The organism is Streptomyces monomycini, from assembly GCF_022271435.1.
Lineage (GTDB): Bacteria > Actinomycetota > Actinomycetes > Streptomycetales > Streptomycetaceae > Streptomyces > Streptomyces monomycini.
In genome coordinates this window covers 59,139-81,640 of the sequence record NZ_JAFIQY010000041.1, presented here as the reverse complement: position 1 = coordinate 81,640, position 22,502 = coordinate 59,139, and the positions used below count along the sequence as shown (strand labels likewise).

Here is a 22,502-nt window from a genome sequence, read left to right as displayed (position 1 = left end):
GGCTGGGCGGGCCGCCGCCGCTACGCCGGAGCCCGGCGCGCGGCCCAGGACCCGCGGCGCGCCGGCCGGCCCGGCGGCCGCGCGCCGGACGGCGGCTACGCCTTCGAGGGAAGTGCGCCGCTGCGCGTGTCCTTCCCTTGCCCGACATGCCATCAGCGCATCCGCGTCCCGGTGCGCGGCCGTCTGCGGGCCCGCTGCGGACTGTGCCGCACGGAGCTGGAGTGCGACACGTAGCGACGCGTAGCGATACCTGGCATACCAGCGGCACCAGCGGCACCAGCGGCACCAGCGGTAAGTAACGTCACATGGCGCCACGTAGCCGCACCCCGGCAGCGGCTCTGACAGCACCTGCCAGAGCCCACGTCACCCCGCCTCAGCCGTGGCAGACCACCTTCGCCGCCCCCGCTCCGTGATGGGCACGGTCCCGGCCCGGCGAGTGGTTGTCGCCGCGGTCCATCAGCTTCACGCCGATCTTGTTCTGGCGGACCGGGAAGGTGCCGACCGTCTGCCAGCTGCCCCGGTGCGCGACCTGGTCGATGGCGAAGTCCCCGACCTTGGTGCCCGCGTTGAAGGGGTCGGTGAGCACCTGGTAGTGGGTCGGGCTGCCCTGGGAGTCACGCTCGCTGGGGCCCCAGGGGACGTAGACCGACACCTGGCAACTGCGGGACTGCGGACCCGGCTCCCACCACCACATGATGTTGTTGTTCGTGTCCTTGTTCGGGTCGCCGGACATCGGTACGGACGTGAACTGGCCGCTGCAGCCGCCGTCGCGGGTGCTGCCGCCGCTGAGCCCGTACCAGCCCACGCCGATCTCGCCGTGCACGCCGGCCTGGTGGTAGCCGCCGCGCTCGGGCGTCGGGCAGCCGGGGCCCGCGATGCCCTCGTACGTGACCTTGGCGTTGGCGCCCTTGGCCTTCGGCGGGTCGGGCTTCTTGGGGTCGGGCTTCGGGGTCTTCTTGGGAGTGGGGGTGCCGGACGGGGTCTTCTCCACCTCCGGCTTGGCCGCGTCGGGCTTCTTGCTGTCCGGTGTCGCGCCGGGCGCCTTGCCGGGCTTGGCCGACGGCAGCGGGTTGCCGGTCTTGGTCTGCTGCGGCTGCTTGGCGGCGACGGCCTGCTCCTGGCCGTCACCGAAGCGCACCTGGGAGACGCCGAGGGTGGCGAGCGCCACCGCGCCCACGCCGACTCCGGCCAGGACGGGCAGGCCGAGCGCCGTCTTCCACACCCGGCGCCCGGGTGCCAGGCCGCGCTTCGGTGTGCGCGCGCCCTTGGAGAAGGCTTCCGCGAAACCGGACCGGGACGGGTCGGATGCGCCGGAGCGGTCCGGTCCGGCGCTCTTGTTCGGCTGAGACAACGGGGGTTCCTCCTGGGGGGAATGGTCGGGGGTGTCGGACCGGGCCCGGCGGGGCGCTGGTCAGGCCCGCTGGACGGGCCCGCCGGGGCCGGACGGGTACGGCTGCGGCTGTGCCTGCGGTCCGGCGGGGCCGGCGGGGCCGGCGGGCAGCTCCGCCTGCGGCAGGTCCTGCTTCGGCAGCTCCAGTTCCGGTACGTCCAGTTCGGAGAGCGTCCGCAGGTCCGCCTCGGACGGGGCGTCGTTCTCCGCGACGCGGTACGCCTGCCGTTCGGTCATCGCCTGGAACGTCTGCCGGGCGGAGCGTCCGTTGCCGAACCGGCCGTCGCGCGGGACGTGGTCGAAGTAGCCGACGAGGGTGTCGCGGGCCGCGTCGGTGAGTTCGTACTGGTGGGCCGAGGCGTGCTGTTCGACGATCTGCACCAGGTCCTCGGTGCCGTAGTCCTCGAACAGCAGGGTGCGGTTGAAGCGGGAGGCGAGGCCGGGGTTGGAGTCGATGAAGTGCTCCATCTCGACCGGGTAGCCGGCGACGATGACCACGACCGCGTCGCGGTGGTCCTCCATCAGCTTCACGAGGGTGGCGATGGCCTCCTGCGCGAAGTCGTTGCCGCCGGTGGCGTGGGCGGGCGCCAGCGAGTACGCCTCGTCGATGAACAGCACGCCGCCCATCGCCTCCATGAAGACCCGCTGGGTCTTCGGGCCGGTGTGGCCGACGTACTCGCCGACCAGCGCGGAGCGGTCCGCCTCGACGAGGTGGCCCTTCTCCAGCAGGCCGACGGCGGCCAGGATGCGGCCGTAGAGCCGGGCGACCGTGGTCTTGCCGGTGCCGGGGTTGCCCGCGAAGACCAGGTGGCGGCTGAGCGGCGGCGCGGCCAGTCCGGCCGCTTCGCGGCGCTGGACCATGCGCATCAGCTTGACGAGCGAGGCGACGTCCTGCTTGACGCGTTCCAGGCCGATCAGTTCGTGCAGCTCGCCGAGGAGTTCGTCGAGGTCGGCCTCGGTGGGCGGGACCGTGGTCGTGGTGCCGTCGCCGGTCGGTGTGCCGGCGGACTGCGTGCCGCTCGCGGCGGCCGCCGCGGCGGCCGGGACGGGTGCGAAGGGCGCGGGCCACTGTGCGTCCTGGACCTGCCAGGACACGCAGTCGCGGACCTTCGGTGCGGCGCCGTCCTCGGTGCTCAGGTCGGCCTCGGCGTCCTGGACCCGGATCCGGGTCAGGGCGGGGGCGGCCGCCTCGCCCAGGTGGACGGCGGGGAAGCCGGGCCCGGTGATCTCGCAGTCCTCGAAGGTGCCGGCGCCCTTGGCGTCGACGATCAGGCCGTTCTTGCCGGGGCGGGTGATCCGTACGGCACGGACGCCGGGCGTGGCGCCGGCCGCCACCACCATGCCGGACCCGGCCGCTTCGGTGATGTCCACGTCCGCGGCCCGTACGGTGGCGCCGCCCTGGAAGACCAGCCCGGCGGTGCCGGCGCGCAGGACGCGGCCGCCGGTCAGCTCCGCGTCGCCGCCGCCGAAGGTGAGTCCGGCGCGTTCGGCGTCGGTGACCGTGCAGCCGGTCAGGCGCACGGTGCCGCCGGAGGCGGCGACGACGCCGTTGCGGCAGCGGACGACGGACAGTTCGGTCGCCTCGGCGGCTGCCGCGCCGGACAGGTCCAGGCCGGACATGCCGCAGTCGGTGAGGTGCACCTCGGTGAGGGTGAGGCGGCTGTCGGCGACGGCGTGCAGCCCGTGTTCGGGGGTGGTTCCGGCGCGCAGCCGGGTCAGCGTCAGTCCGGCGTCGCCGCCGGCGTGCACGGCGCTGAAGCGGCAGTCCGTGACTTCGCTGTCGGTCAGGGAGACGGTGGCGGAGCCGGTGGCGAGCACGCCGTTGGCCGACGAGCCGCGTACGGTCGTGCCGCGCGCCTCCAGCCGGGCCGTGCCGTGGGCCGTCAGGGCGGCGGCGGCAGTCCGTACGATCCGGGTGTCGGCCAGCCGTACGCGGGCCCGCTCCCCCGCGGTGGCGCCGGCGCCGGCACCGTCGCGCAGTACGCAGCCGTCGAGGACGGCGTCGCCGGACCCGGCGACGTGCAGGGCGTCCGCGCCCGCGCCGGTCAGCTCGCAGCCGTACAGCAGCAGTCCGCCGCCGGCCTGCGACGGGATCTGTCCGTCGGCGGCTTCGTACGGGTCGGCGTCGCGCGGCACCGGTGAGGAGTCCAGCACCCGTACGGCTTCGCCGCCGCAGTCGCGGATGCGGCAGTCGACGAGCAGGGCCGCCGACCGGTCCTCGAACAGCAGGCCGCTGCGGCCCGCGCCGTCGATGAGGCAGTCGCGCAGCACGAGGTGCGCGTCCTCGCGGACCCGTACTCCGGAGCCGGTGGCGCCCTTGATCCGGGTGCCGGTCAGCTCCAGCCGGGAGTCGCCGCCCACGACCACGCCGGTGCCCTGGGCGCCTTCCAGGACACAGTCGGTGAGGCGGACCGCGCCGATGGTACGGATCAGCGCCCCGGCCAGGGCCGCGCCGGTCAGGCTGGCGCCGGTCATGGTGAGCGCGGCCTCGCGCAGCACCTCCAGGCGTCCGCGGTCGGTGCCGCCGCCGTGCCAGTGGGTGACGCCGCCGGACAGCAGGACGGCGGGCCGGTCGGCGGCGCCGCCGCGCACGGTCAGCCCGTCGAGCGTCAGCCGGGCGCCGGGCAGCACTTCGAGCGCCGGGGTGGTGCCGCCGGGGGCGGCGAGGGTGACTGTGCCGCCGTCCGCGCGGAGGACGATGTCGCGGTCGATCCGCAGGGCTTCCTCGTAGGTGCCGGGCGCGATGCGGATCTCGTCGCCGGGTGCGGCCGCGTGCAGCGCGGCGCCCAGGGTGGCGTGCGCCGCCGGCTGCCCGGCGGCGACTGTGTGGACCGTCCCGGTGCTCGGGTGTTCTGCGGTGGTCATGCGTCGCCCATGCTCGTGTCCTCGTCGTCCGGCCGGGGAGGCCTGGTAGCGCGTCCCTTGCCCTTGCGGGGACGCTTGACCGGCTGGCCGGCCGGCTCCTCCATGTCGTCAGACTCCCGTACGGTCCAGTGCCAGCCGCCATCGGGGTCCGGTTCCCAGCGGAAGTCGAGGCCGGGACGGGGACGGGTCCGCGCGCCCGTCGCGCCCGGTGCGGCCTCGTGCACCACCATGCCGTCTTCGTCGATGATGCGGATGCGGGCGCCCAGGCCCTGGGCGTAGAGGCGTACCGAGAGTTCGGCCGGTGAGCCGGCGGCGAACGAGCCGTGCGGGTCGAGCCGCCCGGTCGCCAGGGTGGCGAACAGGTCGCGGGAACCCGTCCCGGCCCGGTCCGCCTCGGCCAGCACCAGCTTGATGACGGGGTCCTTGCTGCCCTTGGGCTTGCTCCTGAGGTACTGCTCCACGGTGTCGAGCAGGTTGCCCGGGGTGTGGCCCGGCGCGCCGGCGCCGTCGGCGGTGTTCTCCAGGGCGTGGAACAGGGACCGGGGCGGCGAGTGCACCGGCGGGTATCCGGCGACGACGAGGTGCAGGTTGCGCATGAACCCGGCCGGCTCGGGGTGCGTCGCCGCCGCCAGGCTCGCGAACGCCTTGTCGTCCAACGGCACGCCCGTCCGCAGCGCGAGGCCCGAGTCGCCGGGGATGGGCGCGGAGACGTTGAAGCCGAGGGTGTTGCGCTCGGTCCCCAGACCGTCGAGCCCGTTCACGACGTCCCGCGGCGAGTGGGTCGAGCCGCGTCCCGGGTCGACGGGTGCCAGCGGGTCGCGGGAGAGCCCGGTGGCAGAGTTCTTCGTCAGGTGGTCGTCCCGGCGTTCGGCCCAGTGCAGGCCGCCCTTGACCCTCCTGGACGTCTGCGGGTCGAGGTCCTCGAACGAGTCGCGGCCGAACATCCGGCCCATCGCCTGCCGGACGTCGTTGTGGTCCTGCGGCAGCGCGGGCCGGTCCCCGAACAGGCCCTCCATCATCCGGGACAGGTCGGTGGGGGTGGCCGCGCCCTCGAAGTCGGTCACGAAGGGCACGCCGCGGTCCGGCAGCGTGTTGGTGTGCGCGGCGATCAGCCGTTCCGCCTGCCGGGTCGCGATGGCGTTCAGTTCCCCGGGGGTGAGCAGCCGGCTGACCGCGTCGATCTCCGGTGTGCTGAGCGGTCCGTCGGTGCCGCCGCCCGGCCCGCGGGCGGCCAGCCGCTGCCGTACGGCGTCGATCTGTCCGGCCGTCGGTGTCTCGATGTCGGCGCCGTACGCCCGGTCGTACGGGCGCTGGGCGACGGCCTCGATCTCCCGGTCGGTGAGCCGGTGGACGAGGGAGTCGCCGGGGAAGGCCGAGCGGTCCAGTACCGGCAGGGTGCGGTTGAGCTCCCAGGCGTTGAAGGAGTTCAGGGTCTCGGCCAGGCCGTTGAACTCGCTGGTGCCGGGGCTGAACCTGATGGGCTGCCAGCCGGGGCCCACCCGGTCCAGCAGGGTCGCGGCGGCGTCGGTGAAGAGGTTGGGTTCGGGCGAGTAGGGAAGCTGCGGGTGGATGCCGGCCAGGCGGGTGCGGGCCCGCATGTCCGCGCGGACGGCGATGTCGAAGGCGGGCAGGTCGGCCTCGGAGACCGTGTGCAGCGGTCCGGGCGCCTTGCCCTTGCCCTTGCCACTGGCCGCGTCCGCCACGGCCTTGGCGTGGTCCGCGGCCAGGCGGACGTTGGTGTCCTCGATGAGCTGGGCGGTGTCGGCGCCCGGTACGTGCCCCTCGGGCAGGCGGTAGCCGCCGGACATGGACAGGGGGCGCAGCGGCGGGATGCCGTCGCCGCCCATCGCGAACTCCTTGACGAAGTGCTGGAAGACGTGGTCGCCGCTGGGCACGAGCCGCTGGTAGGTGTCGAAGTCCATGAAGGAGAAGTACGGGTGCGCCGGCTGGTGCGGGTCGTACATCATCGAGCGGACCAGGTACCGGCTCGGCGGGCTGGTCATGGTGACGTTGCGGATGGTGCCGAAGGGGAAGTCCTTGCCGGTCCAGCCGATGCCGACCGCGGCCACCGGGTAGGGCACGTCCAGCCCGTCGAGCGCGCCGCGGACCGCGGCGTTGACGTCCGCCATCTTGTCCGCGCGGCCGTTCACGCCGATCACCACCGCGAACTTGCCCCGGAACTCGTTGTTCGGGTCGGTGGTGATCGCCGTGAGGAAGTCCCGCAGCCGCCGGCCTCCCGCTTCTCCGGCGATGTCACTGGCCCGGACGACGGTGTTCACCACGTACGCCATCGGGTTCTGCCGGTCGAGGCTGGCGTGGATCCAGTTCGTGTACTGGTCCGGCGTCAGCGGGCGCTGGCCGAACCCGGGCAGCCGCTGGAAGGCGCCGTTGACGGTGACGTCGCCGCGGGTGACCTGGTTGCCGAGGTTCGGCACGTCCTGCTGCCATCGCAGGTCGTGCGGGAGCGGTCCGGCGGTCGGCGGGCCGCCGTGGCCCAGGTCGCCGTAGGGTCCCGTCCCGTCCATCGGGTCGTCGCCGTGCGGCGTCGGGGTCGCGTCGTCGCCCGCGCCGGCGGGTGCCTCCGTCATGTCCAGGTCGTCGGCGTGGTGCGCGGACGGGCCGCCGGCCACGTCCAGGTCGTCGAACGCCTGGGTGAGGTTGGTGTGCCGGGACGGCGCGCCGCCGAGCGGGCCGACGTACTCGCCGCGCTGAGCGCGGTCGACGGCGATCGCGTGGTTGGCGTCGTCGAGCTGCCGCTGGATGGCGTTCGGGTCCATGCCCAGCTCGTCGAGGCGGGTCCGCGCGTGCTGGAACTCGGCGCGCTTGACGCCCAGGTCGTCGAGGGCGCCGACGGCCGCGGCGGACGGCTTGGACGGGCCGGGCTGCCCGGCCCCGGGCACCAGTCCGTCCACCTTCTGCTGAGCACGCGCCAGGTCGGCCGACGCCTGCTCGTACTGCTGCCAGGCACCGAGCCGCAGGTCGGCCTCCACCCCGTCCGCGCCACCGGTGACGATGTCGTGCCGCACCGCGGACCGCTCGCCGATCCCGGAGCCGGGCTCGAAACCCAACCGCGCGGGCGGGGGCGGGGGCGGCGCCGCGTTGCTCACGTCCCAGTGCCCGGAGTGCGGGCCGCCGTGGCCCGGGACCCAAGTCACGTACAGCGGCGGCCCCGGCTTGCGGGCCGTGAGGTCGACCGTGTGGACGGAGCCGTCCGCACCCCGGATCTCCAGGGGACGGTTGAGCGCCTGGGCGTAGCGGTCCAGCATGATCCGTTCGATCGGGGCGATGTCCGACACGTCCGGCCCCAGACGCCCGGTGACCAGGCCGACGGTCAGCGCGCGGCCGTCGAGGCCCCGCGTGTAGGCGTCGTTGACCAGGTCCTCGAAGCCGTTCTTGCCCATCTGCCGCTGCACCTGCGTCAGCAGTGTCGGGGCGTCCGGGATGGCGCCGGGCGTGATCCGGCCGGCCTTCGCGCCGGCGGTGGCCGGGGGCGGCTCCGGGAGGGCGCGCAGCAGCGAGTCGTTCGGCAGGCCGCCCTGGGGCAGGAGTTCGGCGATCACGTAGTTCTGCAGCCGCTTGTACGCCGCCTCTTCGGTGGCGGTGACCATCGCGTGACTGAGGAACTGCTTCTCCGCCGGCACGATGCCCACCACGAGCCCGTCCGTCCGGCCCGGTACGTGGAGGGAGATGTTCAGGCCGAGGGTGTTGGCGTCGCCGCCCAGTCCGGCGCCCAGCCGGTCGAGGGTGGCCCGGGGGTGTTCGTTGAACTCGGGGCGCCGTCCGTCGATGCCGATGGGCTTCAGCGGGTCGTCCGTGAAGCCCTGCTCCGGGGACTTCCCCTTCAGCAGGTCTTCGCGCATCTTCCCGATCTTCGTGCCCTTGGTCCACGACAGATTCGGGTCCAGGTCGAAGTCCGCCCGGCCGAAGATGTGCTCCACCACGTTCTTCGGGGTCAGGTGCTCCTGCGGCATGTTGCCGACGCCGCCGGCCTTGCCGTGCTTGTAGTAGCCGGACATCAGGCGGGACAGGTCGGTGGGGACCGCGCCGTTCACGAAGTCGGCGAGGAACGCGGTGCCGCGGTCCGGCAGCGCGGAGTTGGCGGCGGCGATCTGCCGCGCGACCGCGTTGCCCGGCACGTCCGGCAGGGTCTGGTCCAGTTCCCAGGCGTTGAAGTAGTTGAGCCGCTCCCGCAGGCCCTTGTACTCGCCGGTGCCGCCGCCGAACCGGACCGGCCGCCAGTCGCCCGCGCCCAGCTTCACGTCGTCCACCATGGTGGCGGCGGCGTCCACGAAGAGGTTCGGCTCGGGCCCGTACGGCAGCAGCCCGTGCCAGTCGGCCATCAGGGCGCGGATGCGCATGTCGGAGGCGACGACGGACGCGAACTTGTCCACGTCCTGCTGGGTGAAGACCATCCCGTCGGGGGTGTCGCCGCGGGTCTTGGTCGCCTTGATCAGGTCCTCGACCGAGCGGTCCACCGCGACGCCGTCGACGATCACCGTCTCGCCGGTCTTCCCCGGCACCCGGTAGCCGCCGGTCATCACCAGCGGGCGCAGCGGCGGGGTGCCGGGGACGTCCGGCACCGTCACGGAGCCGTCGGACCCCTTCGCCGCGGCCCCCGGGTCGTCGGGGAGCTTCTTGGCCCAGTCGTCCACGGCGCCGCCCTCGCCGAGGTTCAGCTCGCGGTCGAAGTGGTCGAAGACGTGCCGGCCGCTGGGGACGGTGTGCTCGTACACGTCGAAGTCCATGAAGGCCCAGTACGGGTGGCTGGGGCCGGCCGCTCCGCCGCCGTGCATCATCGAGTGCGCCATCGACCGGGCCGCCGGGCTGGTCATGGTGTGGTTGCGGATGGTGCCGTAGGGGAAGTTGTCGCCGTAGAAGGTGGTGGCCACCATCGCCAGCGGGTGGTCGAAGTGCGTCGAGGCGAGGGCGTCGTCCATCGCGCGGTGGATGGCGGCGAGGTCCTCCAGCTTGCCGTTGACGCCGATCACCACGCCGAGGCGGCCGTCGTAGCCCTCCAGGCCGCGGGTGATCGAGTTGAGGAAGTCCTGGAGTTTGCCGCCGCCGATCTCGCTGTACGAGGCGATGGTGTTGACCACGTAGGACAGCGGCCGGCCCTCCCCCGTGCTCGCCCGCATCCAGCTCAGGTAGTCGCCGCCCGTGAGCGGCTGGTGGCCCGCGAACGGCATGTCGCGGAAGGACTGGTTGACCATGGTGCGGCCCGCGGCGTGGGTGCCGGGCTCGGGCCACAGGGCGCGCGGGGCCTGCGGGTCGGGGGACCAGTCGTGCGGCCCGACCGGCAGCGGGTCGCCGCCGTGCGGGGCGGGGGCGCCACCGAGCGGGCCGACGTACTCGCCGTGCTGCGCGCGGTCGACGGCGATCGCGTGGTTGGCATCGTCGATCTGCTGCCGGATAGCGTTGGGGTCCATGTCCAGTTCACCGAGGCGGGCCTCGGCGTCGTGGAACTCGGCGCGCTTGACGTTCAGGTCGTCGAGCGCGTCGACGGCCGCCGCGGACGGCTTGGACGGGCCGGGGTGGCCCGCCCCGGGCACCAGCCGGTCCACCTTGCCCTGGGCCTGGGCGAGGTCGAACGAGGCCTGCTCGTACCGCTCCCAGGCACCGAGCCGCAGGTCGGCCTCCGGCCCGCTCGCGCCACCGGTGACGATCTCGTGCCGGGCCGCTGCCCGGTCGCCGATGCCGGAACCGGGGGTGTGGCCGAGCCGGTCCTGCGCCGGGGGGCGCGGGAGGTGCGTCTCGGGGACGGGCCCGAAGTCCGCGGAGTCGGCGAAGTCGGCCTTGGCCTTGCCCTTGTCGATGGTCGGGACCGGCTCGAAGTCCGCGATGTCTGCTCTGCCCTTGCCCTTGCCGACATGCGGGACGGGCTCGAAGTCCGCGACGTCGGCCGCTGTGCCCTTGCCCTTGTCGGCCATCGGGACCGGCTCGAAATCCGTGGAGCCCGCGGCGCCCTTGCCCTTGTCGACCGCCGGAACCGGCTCGGCGTCCGCGAGGTCCGCCGTGCCTTTGCCCTTGTCGGCGGCCGGGACCGCCTGCGCCTCGGGCCGCGGGTGCGGCCGCGGGCCGCCGCCGAGGCCGTGTTCGCCGAAGATGCCGCCGGTGAGGGCGTTGATCTGGGTACGGGTACGCGTGGCGTCGATGCCCAGTTCGTCCAGCTTGGCCTCGGCCTTGGCGACCTCGACGCGCTGGACGCCCAGGTCGTCCAGGGCCTCGGTCAGGGCGGGCGAGGGTTTGCCCGCGGTCACGCCGGGCGGCGGCGTCAGCTCGTCCACCTTGCGCTCCGCCTTGCCGAGCTGCGACAGCGCGTTCTCGTACCCGGCCCACGCGTTGAGCTTGGCCCCGGCCTCCGGGCCGACCGAGCCGCCCAGGATCAGGTCGTTGCGGACGCGCAGGCGGTGGTTCATGGCCGCGGCGCCGGAGAAACCGCCGAAGCGGCTGCCGGGGGGCGCGGTGACGGGGCCGGGCTCCTTCGCCCCGGGTGCGGGGGTGGGCGTCTCGGCCTTCGGCGCGGGTACGGGCGTCGGGGCGGGCGCGTTGTCGTTGGCCTTCACGGCGGCCGGTATGCCGGCCACGGCCTCGTCCTCCGCCTTCGCGGGGCCGCCCGGGTGGGCGATCAGGTCGAGGGCGCTGTGGTCCGCGGGGCCGGTGGCGCCGCGGGCGCCCGCGCCGTCCAGGTCGGGGAGGGCGGACACGCCGGAGGGGCTGTCCGAGGTGGCGCTGTGGCCGGCGGACGGGACCGGCTTGCGGTCGCCGGTGTCCAGCAGGCTCATCGCCATGTCGTGTTCGTTGACGACGGGTTGGGGCGTCGCCTTGGTGGTGGCGCCCGCGCCGGTTCCGGGTGCCGTACCGGTCTTGAATTCCGGAGTCTTCAGCTGCGTCGGGTCGTTGACCCCGACCGATGCCGGTACGTCGGCAGGTGCCTTGGCGAGGTTACGGGGCGGGGGTACGGCGCCCGCGAGGAGCGGGACGTCGCCCTGCGCGCCCACGCCCGTCGGCCGGATCGTTTCCGCGCCGCCGTGCACGCCCGGCACCTGCGTGGTGCCGGGCACGTGCTGCGTACCCGCCAGGTTGCCCGTCAGGTTCTGGGGGGCCGTCGTCACGGGTGTGCCGGGCGCCGTGGCCGCCAGGTGGTCGGCGGTTATCGTGCGCGGGGCCGCGTCACCGATGCGGAAGCTGATGCCGTCCCCGTGGAAGGCGGTCACCGCGACGTCGCCGTTGGCCAGCGCGGTCAGCTCGGGGAAGGTCATGTCCTCCAGAGCCTCGCCGTGTCCGATCGCGCCGCGGGCCATGGAGTGGCCGTCGCCGATGCCGTGCACGAAGGTGTTCTCGAACGAGGTCTCGGGGACGTGGACGCCGGCGCTCTCCGGCACGTGCCCGAGCACGCCGGACGAGCCGTGGGCGTCCTTGAGCAGGTCGATGGCGGTGTCGGCGTTCAGCAGCAGGTTGTTGTCCATGCGGATCTGGCCGGCCGCGAAGTCCGTCTGCTGGATGAGCTGGGTGGCGCCGGCGCCGTGCACGTCCGGGACGCTCAGGCCGTTGTCGAGCGTGGTCATGCCCGGCATGTGCAGGTCGGGGGTGGCGATCAGACCGGGCTGGTCGAGGTGTGCGCCGGTGTGGGTGAGGGAGCCGCTCGGCACGGTGATGCCGTGCGGCATGTTCACACCGGTGTGCGGCACGGTGATTCCGTTCGGCACGGTGATCCCGTTCGGCACGGTGATCCCGGTCGGCGCGGTGATCCCGTTCGGCATGTTCACGCCGACGTGCGGGACGTTCCCCAGCCCCTTGACACCGAACCCGCCCAGATTGCCGGGGATGTTGAGGTTCAGTCCGCCGTGTCCGAACGAGCCGATGCCGTTGGGCATCAGGTTGCCGACACCGTTGAAGTTGAACGACCCCAGGCCGCCGGGCCGGAACGCGCCGAGCCCGTCCAGGTGGAGTCCGCCGATGTTGCCCGGGACGAGGGCGCCCGGGAACCTGGTGAGTCCGCCCGGCGACACGGAGGGGATGTGCACCCCGGGGAAGGAGACGCCGTGGAAGCCGCCGGGGACGAAGTGCAGGGCCGACAGGTCCACGAAGCTGCCGGGCACGAAGTGCACACCGTTCCCGCCGACGGGCCGGAACGGCGCCAGCGCGCCGAAGTCACCGGTGTGCACGCCCTTGGCCAGCGCCGCGTCCGTACGTCCCGCGTTGGCCAGCAGCTGGTGCAGATCCGGCTGCTTGATGCCCAGCACCCGCTCGGCGAAGGCGAGCCGCGCGGCGCCGCCGAAGCCCAGCACGCCCATCTCGGTGAAGTCCAGGGGCACGACGGTGGCGATGCCCGCCCGGCCGAGCCGCTCGAAGTTCACCTTCGCGTAGGCGCCGAGCTTGTTCCAGTCCCCGGTGATGCCCTTGGTGACATCCACCCAGTCCTTGGAAACGGTCTTGACCAGGGACTCCCAGCCGCCCTTGACGAAGTTGCCGAGGCCCTTCACGCCGTTGACGATGTTGAAGGCGGGGGCCGCGTGGATGCCGAGCACGATCGGCGCCACCACGATCTTCGGCATGTTGTGCAGCGAGGAGAAGTGGCCGATCTCCTTGATGATGTTCTTCCCGGCGCCCGCGATGCCCTCGACGCCGCCCTTGAGGACGCTGCCCAGGCCCTTGAGGATGGAGCCGACCGGCAGGGCCTTGGTGGTGGGGAAGAGCACGCCCAGGAAGGCCAGTCCGAGCTCCAGGCCGCTGGCCTTGCCCTGGCTGAAGTCGACGATGGTCTTGATCAGCAGGACCGCGTTCATGCCCCAGGCGAGGATCGCGAGCACGCCGCCGGTGAAGATGGCGATGACCGACAGGATGATGGTCAGCCACTGGAAGGCTTCCCAGAACAGGTCGCAGTCGCTGACCGGCTGGACCATCAGCGACCCGGCCGAGGTCAGCGCCTTGTCCAGGGTGCTCGCCGCGGAGCTGAGGGTGGACTGCGCGTCGTCGGCCCGGTCCTTGTGCGTCTGGAGCTGCGGGTCGTCCTTGTCCAGCCCCTGGGCGGCGGTGAGCGCCGCGTCGGCGTCGGCCTGGGCGTCGGTGACGGCGGTGGCGTACTTGCGCAGCGCCGCCTCGGCCTGGTTGAAGGAGTCCGACACATGGCCGACGAAGTTGTGCAGGTGGTCGTCGACCATGTCGCGCAGCTGGTCGGCGGTCTTGCCGATGAAGCGCTGACCGTCGCCCGCGGTCTGCTGGAGCGCCTTGAGGCCGTTGTTGATGGTGCCCGCGTGCGTGGCGAGGTCGCGCATCGCGTCGGCGATGGTGGTGATGGCGGCGGCGTCACCCGGGGTCGGGTCGCCGTCGAGGCCGAGGGCCCCCCAGTCACCGGGACGCGTAGCCAAGCCTCTTCCCTTCGCGCAGCAGACCGTTCACAGGTGTCACGGCCGGCGCGCTCGGCGCAACCGGATCATGGGACACCACACCTACGTTCACGGATCTGCGGGGCGATCGGTTCACTGTGTGAACGACATCACTTCGGGCCGCTTCCGCGGATCAGGGGTGAACCGTTCCGCTTCCGCTTGCGTTTGACCATGTGAGTGAAGTGATCTCCGAACCGCGCGAGGGGTGTGACCGTGTCCGACATAGCCGTTGACTACGAGCTGCTCAACGATGTCGCGCAGAAGTCCGGCAAACTGAAGGACGAGGTCAAGCAGGCCCGCGAGAGCAAGCAGGAGTACTCGGTCGACGAGGTCGGCTCCCGGGTGGCCGTCGCGGCGATCCGCAAGTACTACTCGACGTGGAAAGGTTCCTTCAAGCGCTCGGAAGAGAAGCTGGAAAAGCTGAAGAACCTCTACGAGGGCGTCGCGAAAAAGTGGGCCGACTGGGACTTCGACCTGGCCAACAAGGCGGCCAAGCAGAGCGCCCAGATCTCCTCCGACCTGTGGAAGGCCCGCGACAAGGAGTGGAACGCCTGGCACGAGGCGGTCGAGAAGGCCAAGAAGGAGCACCCGGACCTCGACCCGAAGCTGCTGCCGAAGGAGCCCGAGAAGCCCGGTGAGCGTCCCCACGAGTGGACCACCGACGACGGGCACGGCAACAAGACCACGACGACGTACGAGTACGGGCCGGACGGCGAGCCGACGAAGGTCACCACGACCATGGAGACCAAGACCGGCCTGAAGGCGACCGACACCACGAACTACCACGACGACGGTACGTACGACTCGAAGTCGACGGACGTCTTCGGCAACGTCACGAACACCACCGGCACGTCCACGAAGACCGAGACGCCGGAGCACAAGACCACCACGGACGACTTCAAGAGCAAGACGAAGGACACCGAGGGCAACGAGAGCACCACCACCGGCACCACCACCTCGGTCACCGACCAGAAGACCGGTCACCGGGACACCAAGACCACCTACACCACCGTCGGTCCCGACGAGGACGGCAACGAGCAGACGGTGAAAGGCACGACCCACTCCTCCGTGGAACTCAACGGCCACGAGGTGACCACCACCATCGAGGTCAACGAGGACGGCAGCGGCACCAAGACCGTGGTGACCGACGGCAAGACGGAGGAGTGGACGAGCGACGACGCCGAGGGGGACACCGGCTGGAAGCCGAAGAAGTCCGACGACTGACGGCCCGTCCCTCCGGCCCGCCGCACCCCGGACCCCGTCCGGATCTCCACCCATCACAGCGATTCAGGGAGCCAGCACCATGCCCGCAGGCAACATCAACATCGACTACAACGAGATCCAGCGCGTCTCCGGCGTGATGAACCAGGCCGTCAACGACATCAACCCGCTGCTGCTGAGCACCAAGACCTCCGTCGAGGGCCTGCTGGACAACGGCATGTTCATGCAGCAGAGCAGCCCGGCGCTGAAGGAGTCCTACACCAACCTCACCGCGTCGCTGCAGAAGGCCGTGGAGAGCATCAACTCCTTCGCCAACCAGTTCAACCAGATCAAGAACAACATCGAGAAGATGGACGCGGACATCGCGGCGGGCACCAAGAAGGCCGGCTGACCTTCCGTACGTACGACGGTGCCCCGCCGCCGGACTCTCGTCCGGTGGCGGGGCACCGTCGTGTGTGCCCGCCGTGCGGTCAGCCGGCGTCCCCGTCGCGCAGCACCGTCTCCGGCACCAGCACCGAGACCAGCGCGCCGCTGACCGGGTCGACGGTCAGGCCGCGGCCCGGCGTCGGGCGGCCGCGCAGCAGGTCGTACGGCACCCGTACGCCGAGGATGTCGCCCTCGCTCGGCGACTGCGGCGACAGCAGCACGCCCTTGCGCACCCGCCGTACGAGGCCGAGCCAGCCGATGCCCACCGAGGTCAGCGTCTCGGCGGTGGCGGCGGCGACCAGGCCGATGCCGCGGTCCCGTCCGGTGGTGGCGACCTCGCGCAGCGCCGCGTCGGCCGCGGGCAGCTGGGCGAGCAGGTCGGCGTCGTCGACCAGGACCACGGCGGGCCCCGGCTCGGCGTTGAGCGCCGCGGTCACCTCGTCGGCCAGCGGGTCCGGGTCCTGGATGACCACGGCGCGCGGGTGCCGGGCCAGGCCCCGCAGCGGCGATTCGCGCGGGGTGAGCGCGACCACCCGGGTGCCGCCGGCCAGCAGGGACACCGCGAGCGTGGTGAGCGCGGTGGACCGGCCGCTGCCGGGCGGGCCGCTGATGAGGAAGGACGGCGCGTCGGCCGCGAAGTCCACGCCGATGGCGCCGAGTTCGTCGCCGCCGACACCGAGCAGGCCCCACAGCGGACGCCGGTCGGCAGCCGGGACCTTCTCGTACGCGTCGGTGAAGGACACCTGACGCGGCAGGCTGAGCACGCGCGCGGGGCGGCGTGCGGCGGGCACGTCGCGGTCGCGCTGTTCGGCCCGTTCACCGATGCGCTTGAGCGCCTCGGCCTGGTCGCGGCCGGTGACCGGCCCTTCCGTACGCTCGCCGAGCAGCGCGACCTGTACCTCGGTGGCGCTGCCGCCGCGCCAGCCACGGCCCTGCGGGACGACGGCCGGCACCTGCTTCGGCGGGATGCCCGCCAGGCTGTACTCGTTGCGGTCGGTCAGCCGCAGCAGCAGCCGCTCGTCGTTGAGCGAGGCGACCTTGCCGGTCATCAGCGCGCGTTCGGACGTGGCGATGACGTGCAGGCCCATCGGCGCGCCCTCGCGGATCAGCGAGGTCAGCTCCTGGACCGGGCGGCCGCCGTCGTGGTCGTTGAGCAGGGCGGCCAGCGAGTCCCAGCCGTCGATCAGGACGACGACGTGGGCGGGGCGTTCGGCGGCCGGCAGGAAGGCGCGCAGCTCGGTGAGGTTGGCCGCGCCGTGCGAGGTGAGCAGTTCCTGGCGGGCGCTCATCTCGGCGGTCAGGCGGGACAGCAGGCGGCCCAGCCGTTCCAGGTCGGCGCGCGGTACGACGGCGCCGCAGTGCGGCAGCGCGGACAGCGGTGACAGGGCGCCGCCGGCCGCGTCGATGCCGTACAGGTGGACGTCGGCGCTGGAGTGCCGACGGGCCAGGGCACCGCCGATGGTGCGCAGGACCTGGGAGCGGCCGGAGCGCGGGGTGCCCAGCACGTACAGGTGCCCGAAGCGGGTGAGGTCCAGCTCCAGGGGCTCCTGGCGCTGGGCGCCCGGCAGGTCGGCCAGGCCCCAGACGACCGGCGCGAGACGCCCGTCGGCCGGGTCGGGCCGGTCGGGGAGTTCGGCCAGGCTGACGGCGTGCGGCAGCGCGGGCAGCCAGGGGCTGGGCTGCCGCTCGATCTCCAGGTCGGCGGCGGCCTGCTGGACCGCGTCGACCAGGGCCGTCAGGTCGGTGGGCGCGTCGCGGTCGTCCATCGCCTCCTGGATGGCGTCGAAGAGGTCCGCGGTCTCCTCGGCCGGTTCGGCGGCCGTACGGCCCAGCAGCGACCAGGTGAGTTCGCTGGTCCACACGTCGGCGTCGGACTGCGGTCCGGCCTGCGTGCCCTGGCCGGTGTCCCCGGTGTCCCCGATGTCCTGGGGTGTGGCCTGCGCGGCGTCGCGTACGGCGCCGACGAAGGCGGTCTGGAACGGCAGCACCGAACGGTGCCCGATCCGGGCCAGGGCGCGGCCCGGAGTGTCGCTGGAGATGCTGACCGCGTCGTTGACCTCCAGGACGTCCTGGCTGTCGAGGGCGTCGGTGACGCGCAACGAGATCCGCAGGTTGGTGTTGGCGCGGATGTCGGCGGTGACCACACCGGCCGGGCGCTGGGTGGCGAGCAGCAGGTGCAGGCCGAGCGAACGGCCGCGCTGGGCGATGCCGACCAGGCCGGGTACGAACTCGGGCACGTCGCGGGCGAGGGTGGCGAACTCGTCGATGATGAGCAGCAGCCTCGGCAGTGGCGCCATCGCGGGATCGCGGCGGCGCATCGCGCGGTACTCGGTGTGGTCCTTGGCGCCCGCGTCGGCCAGGAGGCGTTCGCGGCGGGTCAGTTCGGCGGTCAGCGAGGTCAGGGCCCGCTCGACCAGATGGCTGTCCAGGTCGGTGACCATGCCCAGCACGTGCGGCAGCCGCTCGCAGCCCGCGAAGGCGCTGCCGCCCTTGTAGTCGACGAGCACGAACGTCATCTCGTCCGGCCGGTTGACCGCCGCCAGGGAGGCCACCAGCGTCTGGAGGAGTTCGGACTTGCCGGCTCCGGTGGTGCCCGCGATGAGACCGTGCGGGCCGTCCTTGACCAGGTCGAAGGTGACCGGACCGGTGTAGCCGGCGCCCAGCAGGACGCCGGTGGAGGCCGGGCGCTTGGTCCAGCGGGCGGCCAGTTCGGCGGCCTGCGGCGGCTCCAGGCCCAGCAGGTCCAGCAGCTTGACGCGGTCCGGCAGGCCGTCGGAGCCGTCCGGGGTGACGTCGCGTACGGGGGCCAGGGCGCGGGCGATCCGCTCGCACCAGCCGGTGTCCACCAGATCGGGGCGGATGCCGGTGAGGTCGGCGCTGCCGGTACGGCGCAGCGTCACCTCGCGGGCGCCGACCGTGCAGACGGTGACGCACTCCTCGGGGAGCATCCGCTCCTCCTGGTCGAGGCAGATCAGGAAGACCCGTACGGACGGGCCCTCCTTGAGCACCTGCACCACACCCGGCACGTCACGCAGCCGCCGGGCGCCGTCCAGCACCACGACGAGGTCGGGCTCGGCGAGCAGCGCGCCGCCCATCGCGGTCTCCCGCGAACGGGCCCGGGAGCGGATCGCGGAGACCAGTTCGGAGACCCGGTTGGCGACCGTCTCCGGGTCGTTGCCGACGGTCACGGTGGGTCCGCCGGTGGGCGGCGCGGCGATGCCGCCCTCGCCGGGGCGGGCGTGCGGCAGCCAGCGCACCCACTCCCAGGCGGGCGCGCCCGCCGCGTCGGTGAGCACGGTGATCCGTACGTCGCGGGGGCTGTGCAGGACCGCGGCCTGCGCCACCGTCCAGCGGGCCAGGGCACGGGCCGCGTCGGTCTCGCCGGAGATGCCGATGACGCCGTCCCCGCACAGGTCCACGCCGATCGGCATGTCGGGGATCTGCCAGTTCACCGAGCGGTGGTTGTCCTCGCGGGAGCTGTCCTCGATGGTCAGCAGCGACGCCTGGCGGACGGTGCCGACGCGCAGCAGCAGGTGGTCGGGGTGGCCGCGGCGGCGTTCCCACAGCCGGGCGCCGGGGCCGACGGCCCACATGCCGGCGGCGGCCGGGTCGGGCCCGGCGGCGACCCGCAGGCCGCGCTCGCGCTCGACCATGCCCTTGACGTCGTCCTCCAGCGAGGCGCGCCGGGCACGGTAGTTGGCGACCGAGGTGAGGAAGTCGCGCCAGCCGCTGCGCCGGGAGCTGATGTAGTTGCCGATGGCGAGCACCGGGCTGAAGAACGCGAACATCAGGTAGAAGTACGAGTGCAGGAAGACGACCATGCCGATGCCCATGAACATCGGCGCGATCACCACCAGCAGCGGGATGGTGCGCCGGGGCGGCGGCGCGGGCGGCGAGGGCAGCGTGAACCGCTCCGGCACCAGCGGCGGGACGATCCGCGGCGGTCGGTTGAAGTCCAGGTGGGCGCCGTCCTCGGAGGCCGTCACCGCGGCGTCCGCCTCGGTGGGCTCGGCGATCCGCAGCAGGTACTCGCCCAGCCGCAGCTCACCGCCGAGCGGCCACTCCACCCAGCCTTCGGGCACCGGCAGGTGGGTGTCGGCGTACGGGTCGGGCAGTTCGGGCGGCGGCGGGGGCGGCAGCGGGGTCGCGTCGGCACGCGGCCGGGCGGGCGGCGGCTCGGGCACCGACAGGGCCACGTCGGTGCGGTGGCCGGGCGTCTGCCTGCCGCTGTGCGCCGCCGGGCGGTCGGCGGCCGGGCGGTCGGCGGCCGCACCGGCGTCCAGCAGCACCGTGCCGTCCGGGCGGACGGTGATCCGGATGCCCTCGCCGGGCACGTCACGGCCCTGGAGCCGTACGGAACTGCCCGCCGCGGGGCCGATGGTGTGCGTACCGAGGTCCAGCGGCCAGACCCGCCCGGCGCCCCGGCCGCCGATCAGCTGGAGTTCCACGCGGGGCGCGCGCGGCAGCCGCTCGCCGTCGGCGGAGCGGGACGGGGGCGGCAGCTCGGTGCGGTCGGGTCCGTAGCCGCCGTCCGGCTCGGGCGGTACGGGACCGCCGACGCCGATCGTCGCGCCGTCGCGGATGCCGGTGGCGGACACCGGCAGGTCGGCGGGGAGTTCGCGGTCGCCGAGGAAGAGGGCGGGGGGCGTGTCGCCGGTGGCGTGGTCACCGGCGAGACGCGCGGACAGGGCGCCGACGGTGGTCGTGCCCGGGGTGTGCAGAACCAGGTCGCGCCGCTCGGGGGCGGGCTGCGGGGAGCCGGGCCGGGCCGGAGCGGCCGGAGCGAGGGTGACGAAGAGTCTCACGGGGTACGAGGGGTCCGTTCCTGGGGATCGGCGGGGTCAAAGTCGGCGTCGGCGGCGCCGCGGGTGCCGGAGGCGGCGGACACCCCGGCCAGGCCGGGCGGCGCGGCGGCGGCCCGGGGCTCGGCCAGGTCCGGCTCCGCGAAGTCGGCGGCTGCGCCGGGGCCTGCGCCGGTGTCGGGGCCGGAGCCGCTGTGGGGGCCGCTGTCGGGCTCGGGCTGAGCGCCGGGAGCGTCCGGCCGCTGCGCGGGTACGGGTGCGGGCGCCGCCCCGGGAGCGGTGGCCGGAGCGGGGGCGCCCGGCTCGGGCTCGGCGAAGTCGGCGTCGAAAGCGGCTCCGGAGGCTGCGGTTTCGCGGGGGAATGTGCCCTGGTGGGCGGCGCCGCCTCCGTGGTCACCGTGCGCGGGCGGCGCGGCGGGCCAAGGGGCCGGGGCCGGCTGGGCGGGCTGCGCCACCGGCGGAAGTACGGCTGTCTCTTCCCACACCGGCTCGGCGGGAGCCGGGGCGGGGGCGGGTGCGGGCTTGTGCAGGTCGGGCTTGGCGAAGCCCGGTTCGGGTACGGACCCGGCGGGGCCGAAATGACCGGCGCCCGGCCCCATACCCGTACCCGGATGCGTCCCCATGTTCGTGTCCATGCCCATGCCCGTACCGGCGCCCGGCAGGACGCAGTGCGGTGCGGGCTGCCTGCGCCGTACGGTGCGGGCCACGGCGCCGCCGAGCGCGGGCGACTCCACGTCCACCCGCGGCCCGGGGCCGAGCAGCCGCCCGTCCGGTTCGGCGTGCAGGACCCAGCAGGCGCCCGGCAGACGCCCGCCGACGAGCGCGCGGGCGCGTCCCCGTGCGCACAGGTCCGCCAGCCGTGCCGCCTGGTCGGCCGTGGGCGCCCAGCACACGACCACCGGGATCGCCGTCGCGTCCACGGTCCGCGGTGCCTGCTGCGATCCGTGCTCCGGTCCCTGCGCCGGGTCCGTCCACCGGTCCGCGGACAGTTCGGTGAGGATCTCGGCCAGCGGGCGGCCCGGGAAGCGCGGGTGCACGCCGTGCGCCACCAGGACCGGCGGCCCGTCCGGCATCCGGTCCACCTGGGCCGTCAGCGCCTGGAGCACGCTGCGGGACACCTGCGGGTCGCCCTCGACGCCCAGCGCCGCGGGGCCGCGCAGCCAGTCGACGAGCACCACGCCCGTCGACTTGCGGTCCACGCCGAGGACGAGCGGCAGCCGTACGGCCCGGCCGTGCGCCGCCGACGCCCCCCGTACCGCGTCGGCGGGCGCCGACCAGGTCCACTCCCCCGGTTCGGCGGCCGCGTCGGTCCAGGGCAGAACCGGTCCTGCGGCACCGGCCGGGTCGCGGCCCGCGACGACGACGTGCACCCGGTCCCTGGCCTGGGCCAGCTGGACCGTCGGCGCGTAGCAGTCGTCGCCCGCGTCCGCGTCCGCGCGGTCGAGCGCCGCGCGGGACATCTCGTACGCGGCCGGGTCGGCGAAGTACGCGGCCAGGGTCCGGGCGCAGCGCCGGTGCCGCAGGTAGGCGCGGAGCGGCGCGGTGAACGCCCGCGCGGTCATCCGGACCTCCCAGGCGACCCGGCGGCAGGCGCGGCGGAGACCGCCCTGCTTGCGCACGGCCCGGGCGAGCAGCCAGATGAGCAGGACCAGGACGACGAGGAAGCCGATGAGGATCAGCCAGGAATTGCGGTCCGGCATACCGAGGGCCAGCGGCACCGGGGACTGCGCCGGTGCCACGACGGCCGCCGTGCCCGGCGGCGCGATCCGGCCCGGGCCGCTCATCCGCGGTCCCGGGCGTCGGGCGCGGCGGCCCGCCGCAGGTGGTGCATCGCGTGGTGCAGCCGGGACTTGACCGTGCCGGGCGGTATGCCCAGCGCGTGCGCCGTGTCGGGTCCGGAACAGCCGAGCAGGTATGTGTACACCAGAACCTCTCGATGGGGGCGGGACAGTTGGGCGAGCAACCCGACGACGTGCGTCCGCTCCACGACGCGCGCGACCTCGTCCGCCGGGCCGGCCGTCTCCGGCGGCAGTCCGGTCGGCACCGCCGGCCGGGAGCTGTCGCGACGGCTCCAGTCGATCACGACGTTGCGGGCGACCCGGAACAGCCAGGGCAGACCGGGTTCCCACCCGGCTTCGCGCCGGGCGTCCCCCACACGGGAGAGGTCGCTCTCCAGCCAGGCACGCAGCAGCGTCTCCTGGACGACGTCCTCCGCGCGCTGCGGATCGGCGGGCAGCAGGCCGGTGACGTACCGTAACAGCGTCTGGCGGTACGACAGTACGAGGGCCGTGATGCGCTCCTCGGTGAGCGGCCTGGCGGGTGGCGGGGAGACCGGCGTGGGACGTTCCGGCGCGGCGGCGGGGCCCCGGGCCGGTATCGCCGGTTCGGTCATCGCTGTGCTGCCTCAGGGGA

8 protein-coding genes and 1 pseudogene are annotated in these 22,502 nt (G+C 73.6%); 3 read left to right on the top strand and 6 right to left on the bottom strand.

What is annotated here, in order from left to right:
• Positions 1-234, top strand: a pseudogene (locus JXZ78_RS32745) (hypothetical protein); the annotation flags it as partial.
• Between the two features lie 139 nt (positions 235-373).
• Here the strand turns inward: JXZ78_RS32745 and JXZ78_RS32740 are convergent.
• The 3 genes from JXZ78_RS32740 to JXZ78_RS32730 are packed head-to-tail and all read right to left on the bottom strand — an operon-like array spanning position 374 to position 13,623.
• Complete coding sequence (locus JXZ78_RS32740; protein ID WP_050502596.1) at positions 374-1,351, bottom strand: hypothetical protein; 978 nt, start codon at positions 1,349-1,351, stop codon at positions 374-376.
• Between the two features lie 60 nt (positions 1,352-1,411).
• Positions 1,412-4,255 carry a right-handed parallel beta-helix repeat-containing protein gene (locus JXZ78_RS32735; protein ID WP_078624344.1) on the bottom strand — a complete coding sequence of 948 codons (2,844 nt, stop codon included), beginning with the start codon at positions 4,253-4,255 and terminating at the stop codon, positions 1,412-1,414.
• Positions 4,252-13,623, bottom strand: coding sequence for a putative T7SS-secreted protein (locus JXZ78_RS32730; RefSeq protein ID WP_030020963.1), 9,372 nt, complete (start codon positions 13,621-13,623; stop codon positions 4,252-4,254). The genes JXZ78_RS32735 and JXZ78_RS32730 overlap by 4 nt, the downstream gene beginning before the upstream one ends.
• 231 nt (positions 13,624-13,854) lie before the next feature.
• Between JXZ78_RS32730 and JXZ78_RS32725 the strand changes: the two genes are divergently transcribed.
• Together JXZ78_RS32725 and JXZ78_RS32720 are read left to right on the top strand one after the other, a co-directional pair.
• Positions 13,855-14,865: a hypothetical protein gene (locus JXZ78_RS32725; protein ID WP_030020962.1), complete on the top strand. Its 1,011-nt coding sequence runs from the start codon at positions 13,855-13,857 to the stop codon at positions 14,863-14,865.
• 79 nt (positions 14,866-14,944) lie between these two features.
• On the top strand, positions 14,945-15,253 hold the full coding sequence (locus JXZ78_RS32720; RefSeq protein ID WP_030020961.1) for a hypothetical protein: 309 nt from the start codon (positions 14,945-14,947) through the stop codon (positions 15,251-15,253).
• A 79-nt stretch (positions 15,254-15,332) separates the two neighbouring features.
• On the opposite strand, the gene JXZ78_RS32715 is transcribed toward JXZ78_RS32720, so the two are convergent.
• The 3 genes from JXZ78_RS32715 to JXZ78_RS32705 are packed head-to-tail and all read right to left on the bottom strand — an operon-like array spanning position 15,333 to position 22,482.
• Entirely contained in the window at positions 15,333-20,093 is a 4,761-nt protein-coding gene (locus JXZ78_RS32715) for an FtsK/SpoIIIE domain-containing protein (RefSeq protein WP_078624343.1), read from the bottom strand.
• Complete coding sequence (locus JXZ78_RS32710; RefSeq protein ID WP_238783519.1) at positions 20,090-21,874, bottom strand: hypothetical protein; 1,785 nt, start codon at positions 21,872-21,874, stop codon at positions 20,090-20,092. The genes JXZ78_RS32715 and JXZ78_RS32710 overlap by 4 nt, the downstream gene beginning before the upstream one ends.
• Positions 21,871-22,482, bottom strand: coding sequence for a sigma-70 family RNA polymerase sigma factor (locus JXZ78_RS32705; protein WP_050502595.1), 612 nt, complete (start codon positions 22,480-22,482; stop codon positions 21,871-21,873). The genes JXZ78_RS32710 and JXZ78_RS32705 overlap by 4 nt, the downstream gene beginning before the upstream one ends.
• Positions 22,483-22,502 lie beyond the last annotated feature (20 nt).

Coding starts and splice junctions, on each gene's coding strand:
- JXZ78_RS32720 (WP_030020961.1), top strand. CDS start 14,945: ATGCCCGCAGGCAACATCAACATCGACTACAACGAGATCCAGCGCGTC.
- JXZ78_RS32705 (WP_050502595.1), bottom strand. CDS start 22,482: ATGACCGAACCGGCGATACCGGCCCGGGGCCCCGCCGCCGCGCCGGAA.
- JXZ78_RS32735 (WP_078624344.1), bottom strand. CDS start 4,255: ATGACCACCGCAGAACACCCGAGCACCGGGACGGTCCACACAGTCGCC.
- JXZ78_RS32710 (WP_238783519.1), bottom strand. CDS start 21,874: ATGAGCGGCCCGGGCCGGATCGCGCCGCCGGGCACGGCGGCCGTCGTG.